Origin of the sequence: Haloarcula salina, from assembly GCF_010119195.1 — an archaeon.
Lineage (GTDB): Archaea > Halobacteriota > Halobacteria > Halobacteriales > Haloarculaceae > Haloarcula > Haloarcula salina.
Map to the genome: position 1 here is coordinate 376179 of NZ_WRXL01000003.1, position 13411 is coordinate 389589.

The following is a 13411-nucleotide window of genomic DNA, read 5'->3' on the forward strand; positions in this document are numbered from 1 at the left end:
ACTGCCGACCATCCAGCCACGCTCGCGAATACTGGCTTGACGATAACACACTCAATTCGGCGACTTCGTTGACGTTCGTAAGAATCGCCTTCCAGGCCCGGACAGAAACGATCGGATTGTCTGGATGTCTGAATCGAGCCAAAATATTCCGATTTTGTAAACGAACACCGTTATAATCCTCTGTTCGATAGCATATACTGAATCAATGTGCTCGAACGTGGTGGAATTTCGGCGTAAAGATAACAAATTACAACAACAGTTCGGTCGCAGTGGACGTTCGGCGACGGTCGCGGGGGTGTCGCGATGGGACTGATCAAGATGACGAAGTACCGGACGCTGGTGCTCGCGACCATCGGCTTCAACTTCTCGTTTCTCATCTGGTTCTCGTTCGCGCCGTTCACGGGACCGATCGCCGACGAGTTCGGGCTGACGACGGCCGAAATCGGCATCCTCGCCAGCTCGGCCATCTGGATGGCCCCGTTCGGCCGGATGCTGACCGGCTGGCTCTCCGATAAGTTCGGCGCGCCGGCCATCTTCGCCATCGTGCTGGCGTACGTCGGCGTGTTCTCGATGGCGAGCGCGTTCGCACAGGACTACTCCCTGTTCTTCGTGACCCGGCTCATCGTCGCGACGGCTGGCATCACGTTCGTCATCGGCATCCAGCACGTCGCCGAGTGGTTCGAAGAGGAGAACCTCGGACTGGCCGAGGGCATCTACGCCGGCGTCGGGAACGCCGGCGCGGCGGGCGGTGCGCTCGTCCTCCCGCGCGTCTTCGGCACGGGCTGGAGCGGGCCGCTGTTCGCCACGAGCTGGCGGGCCGCCTTCTTCTACACCGGCATCGTCTCCATCGTCCTCGCCGTCGCGTACTACACGCTCGGCGAGGCCGCAAAGAGCGAGGAGAAGCGCCAGGCGACCAAGGACAACGCGAGCTTCAAGGACTGGATCCACACGGCGACCCGCTACGGGACCGTCGTCCTCGCGCTGGCGTACGTGATGTCCTTCGGCCTCGAACTCTCGATGAACGGCTGGCTCGCGACCTACTACCGCGAGGCGTTCAACCAGGACAACCTCGTCGTCGCGAGCACGTTCGCCGCGACGTTCTCCGTCGCCGCCGGCCTCCTGCGTCCCATCGGCGGCTACGTCAGCGACGTGCTCGCCCGCAAGGAGACGGACATCCTGCCGTTCTTCAAAGGCCACTACCGCGAGCAGTGGACGTTCGTCACGCTGTGTTTCATCGTCGTGACGATGTTCGCGATGACGCTCGCGGGGCTCTCGGGCGTGCTGATGAACGCCGTCGTCATCGGCTTCCTCGTCGGCACGGCCTGTGCCTTCGCCGAGGGCTCCATCTTCGCGATGGTCCCCTCGATGTTCCCCAACAGCTCCGGCGCGGTCGCGGGCGTCGTCGGCGGCGTCGGCACCGTCGGCGGGATCATCTACCCGCTGATCTACTCCGCCCCGTGGCTGGCGAACCTCCACCTCGGGTACTCCATCGTCGCGGCCTCGATGATCCCCATCGTGTTGCTCTCGGCATGGGTGTTCCGGCCGGAGATCGCGCGCGTCGCCAACACCGCCGGCTTCGTCGGCGGGTCGAGCAGCACGGAGACGGTTCCGTCCGGGGACGACTGATGCGCTCGGCCGTGGTCCTCGCCGGCGGGCACGGCGCCCGGTTCGGCGACGCGGACGAGGCGACAGCCGACCTCGACGGCGAGCCGATGATCCGTCACGTCGTCGCCGGGGTCAGCGACGCCGTGGACGAGGTTGTCGTCAACTGCCGCGACGACCAGCGAGCGGCCATCGAGGCGGCGCTTTCGGGGTTGGACACGCGCTTCGCGTTCGACCCCGTCCCCGACGGGGGGCCGGTCGCGGGGATCCGAACCGGCTGTCGGGTCGCGCGCGGCGAGTGGACGTTCGTCACGCCCTGTGATCGACCGTTCGTCCCCGCCGCGCTTCCCCAGCAGTTGTTCGAGGCCGCAGACGACGACGGTGCGGTTCCCCTCGTCGGCGGCAGACCGCGCCCGCTCTCGGCGGTCTACGACACGCGGGCGGCAATCGAGGCGTGCGAGACGACGATCGGACTCGGCTCGCCGGCCGTCTCCGACTTCGTCGCGCGGCTCTCGCCCGTCACCGTTGCGGAGCCAGTTTCCGAACACGCGTTCGACGAGGTCGGCACACCCGCCACACTCTGTGCGCCACGCGACCGCTCCGCGTAACCGCCGATACGGTCGCTGAGTCACTTCGCTGTCCGTCGGTTCCCTCGCTGTTTCAGTCCCCTGAAGCGACGCCGCTCTCGCTGCCGAACACTTCTGGACACTCGTCCGCCCGAGCGGGTCTGATCGCCCGTTCGTCAAACGGGCCGGCTTATCACCGCCGTCTCGGATCGGTTCTTGACGGTCGTGTGCTAACGCTCTCTCTATCTCGACTTTGTCAACGAATAGGGTTTTAACACTCCGAATAAAACGATAGGACGTAAATTAGCGGACATTCGAACATATATGTGTGATAAAATAGTACGTACTTTCGAAACGGGAGGGCGATAGCGATGCCACACAAGAAAGAGGAGATCAAGGGAGCGCTGTACGGCGACGCGGTCCGAGAGAAGCTAGAGGAGTTCGCCGAGGATGGCTGGGAGTCCATCCCCGAGGACGAGCGCGAGGAGTGGTTCTCGCGCTTCAAGTTCTGGGGCGTGTTCCACCACCGCGGCGGTCAGGAGTCGTACTTCATGATGCGGCTGACGAACTGCGGCGGCATCCTCGAACCAGACCAGCTCCGGGCTATCGGCGAAGTCGCTCGCGACTACGCCAAGGGACCGGCCGAGAACCCCGAGTTCGGCAACGGCTGGATCGACCTCACGACGCGCCAGTCCATCCAGCTCCACTGGCTCAAGCTCGAGGACATCCCGGCGATCTGGGAGAAGCTCGAGGCGGTCGGCGTCTCCTCGCGCTCCGCGGGCGGGGACACGATGCGTAACATCTCCGGCTGCCCGGTCGCCGGCAAGGCCGAGGAGTACGTCGAGTCCCGTCCCATCTTAGACGAGATTCAGGAGACCATCCGGGAGGACGACGACCTCAGTAACATGCCCCGGAAGTTCAACATCTCGGTGACGGGGTGTCGACAGGGCTGCGCCCAGGACAGCATCAACGACATCGGCCTCGAACCGGCCCACAAATTCATCGACGGGGCGGAAGTCGAGGGCTTCAACGTCCGCGTCGGCGGCGGTCTCGGCGGGCGCGAACCCCGCGAGGCCCGGCCGCTCGACCTGTTCGTCCGCCCGGAACACGCCGTCGAGACCGTGCGCGCGTTCGTCGAGTACTACCACGAGGACGGCAACCGCCAGAACCGCTCGAAGAACCGCGCGCGCTTCTTCGTCGACGAGCACGGGACCGACGAGATCCGCGCGGAACTCGACGAGCGCCTCGACTTCGAACTCGAGTCCGCCGGGACCGACTTCCGCGGCGAGTACACGTACAACGCCGGCAAGCGCTCCGGCCACGGCGCACACGACCACGTCGGCGTCTACGACCAGACCGACGGCAAGAACTACGTCGGCCTCTCGGTCCCCGTCGGTCGACTGTCCGCTGAAGACGCCATCGAACTCGCGGACCTGGCCGACAGGTACGGCTCCGGCGAGGTGCGCCTGACCCGCCGGCAGAACCCGGTCGTCATGGACGTGCCCGACGCCCAGCTCGACGCCCTGCTCGGCGAGTCCCTGCTGGAAAAACACTCGCCCGAGCCCAACCCGTTCGTCCAGGGCGCGATGGCCTGCACCGGCACGGAGTTCTGCTCGCTGGCGCTCACCGAGACGAAGGCGCGGATGGCGCGCCTGCTCCGCTGGCTGGGCGACAACGTCGACGTGCCCGACGACGTGGACCGCATCAAGATGCACTTCTCGGGCTGTACGGCCGACTGCGGGCAGGCGATGACCGCGGACATCGGCCTCCAGGGGATGCGCGCCCGCAAGGACGGCCAGATGGTCGAGGCCGTCGACGTGGGCGTCGGCGGCGGCATCGGCGAGAACCCGTCGTTCATCGAATGGGTCCGCCAGCGCGTGCCCGCCGACGAAGCGCCCGGCATGATCAAGAACATCGTCGAGGCCTACGCGGCGCTGCGCTCGGAGGGCCAGACCTTCCGGGAGTGGGTCGACGCCACCGGCCACGAGACCATCGTGGAACTGGCCGAACCCCACGAAGTCGAGGGGTACGAGGACCCCTGCCTGGCCGACGGCAAGCAGTCGTGGTACCCCTTCGACGACGGTGACAGTCCGGCCCCGACCGACGCCGAGGGCCAGCCCATCTCGGCGGACGACTGATCATGTCGGACCGTGACGCTCGCGATGGATGCGATGGAGACGCGGCCGACGTACCGACTCCGCAAGAATCGGCGGTCCAGGAGGTGGCCTACGACGCCGCGCCGGAACTGATCGAGTGACGCGGCCGCCGGCGCCGAACCGCCGGCCACTGGCGTCGGGCCGCTCGCGCCGCCGATGGCGTGTGCGCCCGGACGCCGCCTCTGACAGGGTGGGGCACCGCTCGTGTCCACTCCGCTCCACCGTTTTGACGCCCCTCAAACCCGCTGAGCGATCGCTGCGCTCGTCGCCATCTCGATGACGCCGAAGGCGACGGCCGGGAGCGCGGCCTCCGGCGGGAAGCCCGCGGTCACGACGAGCGCCGCGGCGACGGCGAAATCGCGCATCCCGACCGAGAGCGACCCGGCGATCCGGGCCGCCCGCGCGGTCCCTGCGGTGACGAGCCACCCGAGCGCGTACCCGGTCACGTTCAGCGCCAGCGCCGTCGCCCCGACGAAGGCGAGGGTCGCGGGGTCCCCGCGGAGCAGGCCGGCGTTCGCCCCGGTGACGCCGCCGATGACGAGCACGACCATCACGGCCGAGACGGCCGGGTAGGTCTCGTCGTGGCGCGCGACGCGGGCCGGAAACAGCGCGCGAACGGCGATGGCGAGGGCCATCGGCGCGACGACGGCGAGCAGCAACTGCTCGACGATCGGCCAGGTCGCGACCGACGCCGCACCGTCGACGAGGGCGGTCGCGCCCGGGACCACCACCGTGCTGCCGAGGCCGGCGGCGACCAGCACGACCGACGAGAGCGCGGTGTCTCCGCCGGCGAGTTCGGTCATCGTGGGCGTGACGAGCTCCGGCGTCACCGCGCCGAGCAGGACGAAACCGACGGTCAACGCCGGAGAGAGGCCCGCCACGCGGGCGATGGCGTACGCCACGAGCGGCATCGCCAGGTGGCCACACAGCGTCACGACGAGCGCCCGCACTTCGATCTCGCGAAACCGCGAGCGTGAGAGCGTCAGCGACACGCTGCCGACCATCACCGCGAGGATCGGCGTCGCCGCGCGGGTGACGACGGCGACGGCCGGAACGAGCACGCCGACGACGACGGCGAGCAGCACCCAGGCCAGCAGATAGTCCTCGACGAGCTCGGTCAGGGTCACGCCCGGTCTTGGCCCGCCGCGGAGTTGGGCCTTGTCACTCGCCTCGACCGAAGCCGCTGTCAGCGGCTCTCACTCTCCGTAGCCGCCGAGGTCGCACTCCGCGGCCGGGCCGCTGTCACACTCGTAGCCGACGGCCTTCGTCGTCCGCAGGAGCTTGTAGTACCGCCCCTTCGACTGCTCGGATTCGGCGAGTCCCTCGACGACCGGGACGCCGCGCTGGGCCTGGTGGTCGCAGGCCCGCATCGTCTGTTCGCCCATCCCGACCGAGTACGTGTGGTCCTCCAGTTCGCGGATGACGTCCGGCGGGTAGAACGTCCCGGCGCGCTCGACGGCGGCCGCGTACTGGAGCGTCTGGGCGTACGCGAGGTGTGCGACCCCAGAGGGGAACTGTCCGGTCCCGTACTCCGAGGTGAAGGCGTTCTTGAACGCGTTCGACAGGTCCGAGGCGATACTGATGTCCCAGGCGATGGTGCCTACGACGCCCTCGATGGCGCTCCCGGCGTTGCGCGCCACGATGCGGTTGTACAGCGGGACGACGACGCCGACGTCGTCAGGGAGTATCTTCTGGGCCGTCGTCAGCGAGTTCGCCGCGTCCAGCCCGTAGTGATCGAGGAAGACGACCTCCGCGCCCGAGTCCCGGGCCTCCTTGAGCGGCTGCTCGTAGTTCGTCGTTCCCAGGCGGGTCGCGATGCTCGTGAGTTCGATCCACCCGCTGTTGGTGAAGAAGTCCCGAACCGAGGATTCGACCGACTGCCCCCACGTGTAGTTCGCGTAGATCTGGGCGTACTCCACGTCCGTCCCGTACTTCTCTTTGAGCACGGGCAGCAGCGCCTGTGCGGACATGTAGGCGTTGAACATCTCCCGGAAGCCGTACCTCGTACAGTCGGCCCCGGTCGTGTCGTTCGAGTGAGTCAGACAGCACATGTACGGGACCTTCCGCTCCTGGGCGACTTCCTGCTGGGCGATGGCCACCGAACTCGACGACCCGCCCGAGAGCATCACGACCCCGTCCTGACCGATCATCTCCTCGGCGTTCGTCGTCGCCACCTTCGGATTCGTCTCCGTGTCGGCCGTGACGTACTCGACTTCCTTCCCGAGGATGCCGTCGCCGGTCAGCGACTCGAACGCGTCGGCCCCCACCCAGCCGCCGCCGTCGTTGAGGTGTTTGACCGCGAGTTCGTACCCGCGGAGTTCGTCTTTGCCCTCCGAGGAGTAGGCTCCAGACTGCGGGACGTTGAATCCGAACGTGACGGTGTCTCCGGTGACCGGGGCGTTCCCCAACTTCGGTTTCGTCGACGTCGGCGTCCCACCCGATGCGCCGCCACCCTGACAGCCGGTCAGGCCAGCGAGCCCTACCGTTCCCGCCCCGCCAGCGGCTCGAAGCAGGGATCGCCGATCTACCCCTCCCAGCCCTTCGTTTGATCGCATAGGAGACTATTTATTGATACGAATATATAACACTTTATTTGGTATTAGACACTTATTTTAAATATACATGTAGTTGATTTAAGATTTCCGCTCGGTGGCACCGCTGTGCGAGCGGTCGGCAGTCGGTGGCGCCGCAGTTACTTGAGAATGTCGCCGGCTTCGGTGTCGGTCGCCACGTCGGTGTCGAGGTCGATGTCCTGGATGAGCGCCACGAGGTCTTCCAGTTCGGGGAAGGTGTACACCGTCATCCCGAGGTCGCCGTCGTCGACCGTGATGTGCGAGTCGACGACGAACACCAGATCCGAGTCCGGCCAGCCGCCCATCTCGTCGACGATGCCGTCGGCCGGGCCGTAGATGAAGTTCGGCGTCCCCATGTCGATGGTGGTCTGGAGGACGTTCGCCCACCCGTCGATGAACGCCGAAGTCATGATGTTCCCGATCTCTTGCATCGCCGAGCGCTCCATGTCGGAGAACCCCTCGCCCTCGCTCGGCTCGCCCATCCCGCCCATCATCGCGCTGGCCATCGTCTTGCTGTCCTCGGGATCGAGCAGAAACAGCACGTAGCCGTACGGCGGTTCGTTCAGCTCGACGTAGATGCCCACGCCCTTCTCCTCGCCGATGTGGGTCTTGACGTCCTCCATGTCGAGAAAGTTGATCTGTGAGGTCCGCACCGACGCGTCGAGTCCGGTCAGTTGCCCGAGGTTCTCCGCGACCGTGCTCGACCCCTCCTTCGCCATCTGATTGAAAAGGTCCAGCTTCCGCACGTCCACTTTCAGGCCCATATCTGTCACAACGTGGCGAGGGGCTTAACCCCACCGCCAGCGTCGCGGCGCGTGGCCGCCGTCGGGTGCGCATTCGGCGTTCGCCCGCCCGTACAGCGGTCCCGAGCCGACGGCCGCGTGACCGGTTCGCTCCACGCGTCCCGAGCCGTCGGCTCGGGGCGATTCGACCGCGGTGAAAAGAGCCCGACCGACCGCTTACGCGTCGCTCGGGTCGATCGGGAACTGCTCGTTCTCACAGACCGTGTTCAGCACGACCGACGTGGACGCCGCGCGCACGTCCGAATCCGTCAGCAGCGACTTGATACGCGCGTTCATCGCCTCCGTGTCGGTGAACTTCCCGACCGCGACGATGTCGTGGCTCCCGGTCACCTCGTAGACGGCGATCATCTCGTCTCTCGACCGCAACTGGTCGACTATCCGCGCGAGTCCGTCGCCCTCGATGGACAGCTGGAACACGGCGGTCACGTCGTAACCGAGCGCGCCGTAATCGACGTCGACGGTGTACTCGTCGATGACCCCGTTCGACTCCAGGTCGTCCATCCGCCGCGAGACGGTCGTCGCCGCGATGCCGGTCTCGGCAGCGACGTCACGAGCGCTCGCCCGCCCGTCCTGGAGCAGCGCATTCACGACCTGTCTGTCGGTGTCGTCGACCATCAGGTCGTCTCAGACTGCCTCGGGGCCCTGTTTTCCGGTACGGACCTGGTAGGCGTCGTCGACGGGGAGCACGAAGATCTTCCCGTCGCCTTTCTCGCCGGTGTGTGCCCCGTCTGCGATCGCGTCGACGACGTCCTCGGCGGGGATGTCCGCGACGACTGTCTCGATTTTGACCTTCTGGTGGAGGTCGACGACGTACTCCTCGCCGCGCCACTGCCCCTTCTTCGCGGGCTGGGAACCGCGGCCGGAGACGTTCGTCACTGTCAGCGACGGCGCGCCGATCTCCGCCAGCGCCTTCTTCACGTCGCCGAGTTTGTCTGGTCGAACCATTGCCACTACCATCTTGATTTCGGTGTCGTCAGTCATTCGTTGGAACCTCCGTCAGTGCGGATCGATTCGCTCACGCTGCCGCCGTCGGCCACGACGCTGTCGCCGCCGCCGAATTCGGGGTAGGTCTCGACGCCGTGTTCGCTGACGTCCAGCCCTTCCTGTTCGTGTTCGGGGGTGACCCGAGCCTGTCCGACTGCCTTGAGGACGAACCAGACCGCGGCCGTCGCGACGACCGTCCACGCTCCGATGGCGACGACGCCGATCAGCTGCGCGATGAACGCGTTCACGACCGAGCCGACCGAGCTCGACGTGGCGACGAACGGGAACAGCAGCGTCCCGAGCACGCCGGCGCTCCCGTGGACCGGGAAGACGGCGCAGACGTCGTCGATCTTCAGGCGCTTCTCGACGAAGCCGAAGACGACGGGGAGCTGCGCGCCGGCGAGGCCGCCGACCACGAACGCGCCCCACCACGTGGTGGTGTCCGGGATGGCCGTGATGCCGACCAGGCCGGCCAGCAGGCCGTTCGCGACGTACAGCGTGTCGACCTTGCCGGTCTTCGCCCACGCGGCGAGTCCGGCACCGATCGCACCGCAGGCCATCGCGATCGTGGTAGTCATCGCCACGCGGCCCACGGTGCTAAAGGCACCGAGCGCGAGCGTGCCCTCCTCGGTGACCGTGAAGACGGTCGCCGCGGTACCGACGTTGAAGCCGTACCAGCCGAACGCGAGGACGAGCGTCCCGAGCACGGCGAAAGTCAGCGAGTGACCGGGGATGACGTTGACGCTGCCGTCCTCGTTGTACCGACCCATGCGCGGGCCGAGGACGTACGCCGCAGTCAGCCCGGCGATGCCGCCCATGCCGTGGACGATCATGCCGCCCGCGAAGTCGTGGAACGACTCGCCGCCGAAGCTGATGTACGCGCCGGCCCACGTGATCCCGGTGACGACGGGGTAGATGACCGCGGCCAGCAGGATCGTGTACGTGATGTAGGCGCGGAGCTTCGCGCGACCGGCCACCGCCCCGGAGACGATCGTCGCCGCCGTCATCGCGAAGACGGCGCCGAACAGCCAGCCGACGTAGTCGTTGGCCGCCGACGCGCCGAAGGCGGGCGCGAACCCGCTCCCGCCCACCAGCGACGAGATGCCCGATCCGATGAGGAAGAACAGCGTCACCCCGACCGACCAGGTCAGGAGGTTCTTCGTCAGCTGGTTCGCGACGTTCTTCGAGCGTACCTGCCCCGCTTCGAGCATGGCGAAGCCCGCGTGCATGAAGAAGATCAGGAACGTTACCACCAGGACCCACAGCAGGTTGACCCCCTCTGCGAGTACCGTCGGATCGACTTGTAGTGCTGCGTAGCTCATTTCTAGTTCACCTGTTTCGTTTTCTTGCTGAATCGGTTTTGCACGTCCAACTTTTCCCCACTTTTGCTCGACTTCTTCAACTCTTTCACGGGAGATGGTCTGGTAACACCACTACATAAGGTTTGCCTTTATAGACCCGGATATTAGAGGGGGTTCGGTAGACGACCGTCCAAATTATGGTATGATATTATGGATATAAGGTTGTTCTCCGTCAAGAAACTGCGCACCTGACAACTCGTATTTTGGACGAATGTCGACCGCGGTTCCGGCCCGAAGCGGCCAAATGGGCCGATTTCGCTTGCGCGCGCTCCGCTGGCGGGTGTTGCCAGCGGCGTCAGGATTATGTCGACAGGTGCGAGAACTCGACCCGAAAGAATGTACGAAGGAAAGTGGATACGTACAGCAAAACGACCGATATCACTTGACGAACGAGTGGGAATAGGCGAACTCTCTTACTGACTATGGTAACCGAACACGAGCCGTCGGTCCCCGAACAGTCGTCGGCCGTCACCGAGGAACGGGCCGTCGCGAACGCCCAGGGCGCGCTGGACGTCGTCCTCGCGGCCTCGACGACCGTCGACGACCAGCTCGCGCGGATCGACGACCGCGCGACCGAACAGGCGACCGACGCCGACTGGATCGCCGACGAGATGGCGTCGCTCTCGGCCACGATCGAGGAGATCGCGGCGACCGCGACCGAGGTCAGCGAGCAGAGCCAGCGGGCGACGCGGGCGGCCTCGGAGGGGCAAGCGGCCGCCGCAGACGCCATCGAGACGATGGAGTCCGTCCGCGAGATCGGCGAGGCGGTCGGCGACGAGGTCGCCGAACTCCGCGAACGCGTCGACCGAATCGCGGACGCGCTGGCCGGAATCGACCGCATCGCCGACCAGACGAACATGCTGGCGCTCAACGCCTCCATCGAGGCGGCCCGCGCGGGCGAGGACACGGACGGGTTCGCCGTCGTCGCCGACGAGATCAAGGCGCTCGCCGAGGAGTCCCAGCGGCAGGCCGACGAGATCGACGCGACGCTGTCGGCGGTCCGGAGCGCCACCGACGACACCGTCGAGCAACTGGAGGCGGCCGTCGACGGCATCGACACCGGGGCCGAGCAGGTCTCCACGGCGATGTCCCGACTCGACGACGTGGCCGACACCGTCACCGAGACGGCCGACGGCATCGCCTCGGTCTCTGACGCGACTGACGAGCAGGCCGCCACCAGCGAGGCGGTCGCCGAGCGATGCGAGACGGTCGCCGACCGGGCCACCGCTATCGACGACGACCTCGACGCGATCCGCGAGGCCCGGTCCGAACAGACGGAGATGCTCGGCGAGATCGACGACGTGCTCGCAGCGGCCGACGCCGACCGACTGGCGCGCCTGGCTGACGCGCCGACCCTCTCGACCGGCGTCGACGGCCTCGACGACCTCTGTGGCGGCGGGCTCGTCGAGGGCGGCCAGTGCGTGCTCCGCTCCGGCGAGGAGGCCGCGGTCGACGGACTCCTCGCGCAACTGTGTGCCACAGCGGTCGCGTCGGGCCGGGCGGTGTCGCTGACGCCCACGCCGACGCTCGACCGCTCGACGCTCGCGGCCGCGTTCGCCGCGACCGACCGCTCGCTCGACGACGCGCTCGCGGGCGACGATATGTTCGTCCTCGACATGTTCGGGACCTGGGACGGCGGCCGCAACGTCTTCGACCTCGACCGCACGACGCTCGCAGCGGCCAACGAGCGGACCGTTTCCCGGCGCGACGCCCCGCTGCTCGTCGTCGGCAACGTCCTGGGCGAGATCGAGACGATGGGCGAGCAGGCGGCCAGGGAGGCCAGATACGAGAACGACGACGGCCTCTTCGACGCCACCGACACCGTTTTGAACGTCGTCGGCGACGCGGTCCCGGCCACGCTGTCGGCGTTCTACGCCGGCGCGGCCGATCAGGCCCTCACGCTGTCGGCGGAAGACGGCGCACAGTCCATCGAACTCACGACCGCGCCGCGCGGCGAGGTCGGCGTCCGACGGCCCGTCTCGAGGCTGTCGTCCCCGCCGTTCCTCCGCGTCAGGCGCGACTGATGTTCCATCTCGACGACGAAGACCGACTGGCCCTCGCGACAGCGGAGTTCACGACGCTGCTGGGGACGACGCCCGAGGCCCTCGCGGGGAGGCCGGTCGAGTCGCTCGTCTCCGAGACGGACCGCGAGCCCCTCCACGAAGCCATCGCGGCTGTCAGGGACGGCGAGCGGGTGACGCGTCGCTGCTCGCTCACGTTCACCGGCGGCGACGCGCCCGTTCCGGCGACGGTCGAGTTCGCCGCCGTCGGTGGCACCGTCGTCGGCTCGGTCTGCCGGACGGTCGAACCGGGCGACCGCTTCGAGCACCTCTTCGAACTGATACAGGACGCGGTCGTCGCCTTCGAGATGGTCGACGGCGTCCCGGTCGTCCGGGCGGTCAACCCCGCCTTCGTCGACACTTTCGGCTACGACCGCGCCGCCATCGTCGGCGAACCGCTCAACGACTACATCGTCCCGGACGGGCGCGTCGAGGAGGCCGTCGACTACGACCAGCGTACCGCCGCCGGGGAGATCAACTACGCCATCGTCACCCGCGAGACCGTCGACGGACGACGCGAGTTCATCTACCGGGGCATCCCGTACGACTCGGCCGACGGCCGCCGGTACGGGTTCGCCATCTACACGGACGTCACCGACAGCAGGCGACAGCAGCGCCGGCTCCGCGTCCTCCACCGCGTGTTGCGCCACAACCTCCGTAACGACCTCTCGGTCGTGTTCGGCATGGGCGAGTACGTCCGCTCGAACGCGCTGTCGGAACCGGTCTCGGACGCGGCCTCGCGAGCGCTCGACGCGGCGGAGCGACTCGCCGCCGTCAGCGAGAAGTCCCGGAACGTGGAGAACGCCCTCGACGGTTCGCCGGAGCGATCGGTCGACGCCGCGGCGCTGGCTCGGTCGATTGCGGACGGGTACGGCGCGGACGCGGCCGTAGAGACTGACCTCCCGGAGACCCTGCCGGTCGCCGGCGGCACGGCGGTCTACGACGCGCTCGACAACCTCGTGGAGAACGCCGTCGAGCACACGCCGACGGGAACTCCGGTCCGCGTCACCGCCGACCGGGCGGACGGAGACGCTTATCTCCGCGTCGCGGACCGCGGGCCGGGCATCCCCGCCGTCGAGCGAGCCGTCGTCTTCGAGGACGAGAACATCACGAACCTCCAGCACGGGAGCGGGCTCGGAATCTGGCTCGCCCGCTGGGTCGCCGAGGCGGCCGGCGGCGACATCGCGTACGACCGAGCCGACGGGTGGACGACCGTCACGCTCCGCCTGCTGCTGTCCGACGACGATGACGTGCTCGTCCCGACCGAGCCGTCGGGCGCGGCGGCGGAGTCGACCGAGGAATGAAT

Annotated in this window: 11 protein-coding genes; 5 read left to right on the forward strand and 6 right to left on the reverse strand. The window is 67.3% G+C overall.

The genetic code is table 11. The features are described from left to right. Nucleotides 1-303 precede the first annotated feature (303 nt). From GM656_RS10290 to GM656_RS10300, 3 genes are all read left to right on the forward strand, one after another. On the forward strand, nucleotides 304-1626 hold the full coding sequence (locus GM656_RS10290) for an MFS transporter (protein ID WP_162413571.1): 1323 nt from the start codon (nucleotides 304-306) through the stop codon (nucleotides 1624-1626). Continuing rightward, on the forward strand, nucleotides 1626-2210 hold the full coding sequence (locus tag GM656_RS10295) for a molybdenum cofactor guanylyltransferase (RefSeq protein ID WP_162413572.1): 585 nt from the start codon (nucleotides 1626-1628) through the stop codon (nucleotides 2208-2210). Before GM656_RS10290 ends, GM656_RS10295 begins: the two co-directional genes overlap by 1 nt. 329 nt (nucleotides 2211-2539) lie before the next feature. Beyond that, nucleotides 2540-4306: a nitrite/sulfite reductase gene (locus tag GM656_RS10300; protein WP_162413573.1), complete on the forward strand. Its 1767-nt coding sequence runs from the start codon at nucleotides 2540-2542 to the stop codon at nucleotides 4304-4306. Nucleotides 4307-4560: 254 nt separating this feature from the next. Here GM656_RS10300 and GM656_RS10305 read toward each other — a convergent pair whose 3' ends face one another. The 6 genes from GM656_RS10305 to GM656_RS10330 form a co-directional block, all read right to left on the reverse strand. After that, nucleotides 4561-5451, reverse strand: a complete 891-nt coding sequence (locus tag GM656_RS10305; protein WP_174242969.1) for a bile acid:sodium symporter family protein — start codon at nucleotides 5449-5451, stop codon at nucleotides 4561-4563. Nucleotides 5452-5520: 69 nt separating this feature from the next. Then, nucleotides 5521-6879, reverse strand: coding sequence for a substrate-binding protein (locus tag GM656_RS10310; RefSeq protein ID WP_162413574.1), 1359 nt, complete (start codon nucleotides 6877-6879; stop codon nucleotides 5521-5523). Nucleotides 6880-7016: 137 nt separating this feature from the next. Next, nucleotides 7017-7661 (reverse strand): chemotaxis protein CheC, encoded by a 645-nt coding sequence (locus tag GM656_RS10315; protein WP_162413575.1) that lies wholly within the window; start codon nucleotides 7659-7661, stop codon nucleotides 7017-7019. 195 nt (nucleotides 7662-7856) lie between these two features. Next, complete coding sequence (gene lrp, locus GM656_RS10320) at nucleotides 7857-8315, reverse strand: HTH-type transcriptional regulator Lrp (protein ID WP_162413576.1); 459 nt, start codon at nucleotides 8313-8315, stop codon at nucleotides 7857-7859. A gap of 9 nt (nucleotides 8316-8324) precedes the next feature. Beyond that, on the reverse strand, nucleotides 8325-8681 hold the full coding sequence (locus GM656_RS10325) for a P-II family nitrogen regulator (RefSeq protein ID WP_162413577.1): 357 nt from the start codon (nucleotides 8679-8681) through the stop codon (nucleotides 8325-8327). Then, a complete protein-coding gene (locus GM656_RS10330) occupies nucleotides 8678-10006 on the reverse strand; it encodes an ammonium transporter (protein ID WP_162413578.1) in 1329 nt (442 codons plus the stop codon). Before GM656_RS10330 ends, GM656_RS10325 begins: the two co-directional genes overlap by 4 nt. A gap of 461 nt (nucleotides 10007-10467) precedes the next feature. Here GM656_RS10330 and GM656_RS10335 point away from each other — a divergent pair, with 461 nt between their 5' ends. Both GM656_RS10335 and GM656_RS10340 read left to right on the forward strand, forming a co-directional pair. Further along, nucleotides 10468-12069: a methyl-accepting chemotaxis protein gene (locus GM656_RS10335; RefSeq protein ID WP_162413579.1), complete on the forward strand. Its 1602-nt coding sequence runs from the start codon at nucleotides 10468-10470 to the stop codon at nucleotides 12067-12069. Continuing rightward, nucleotides 12069-13409 (forward strand): PAS domain-containing sensor histidine kinase, encoded by a 1341-nt coding sequence (locus GM656_RS10340; RefSeq protein WP_162413580.1) that lies wholly within the window; start codon nucleotides 12069-12071, stop codon nucleotides 13407-13409. Before GM656_RS10335 ends, GM656_RS10340 begins: the two co-directional genes overlap by 1 nt. The last annotated feature ends 2 nt before the right edge of the window (nucleotides 13410-13411 follow it).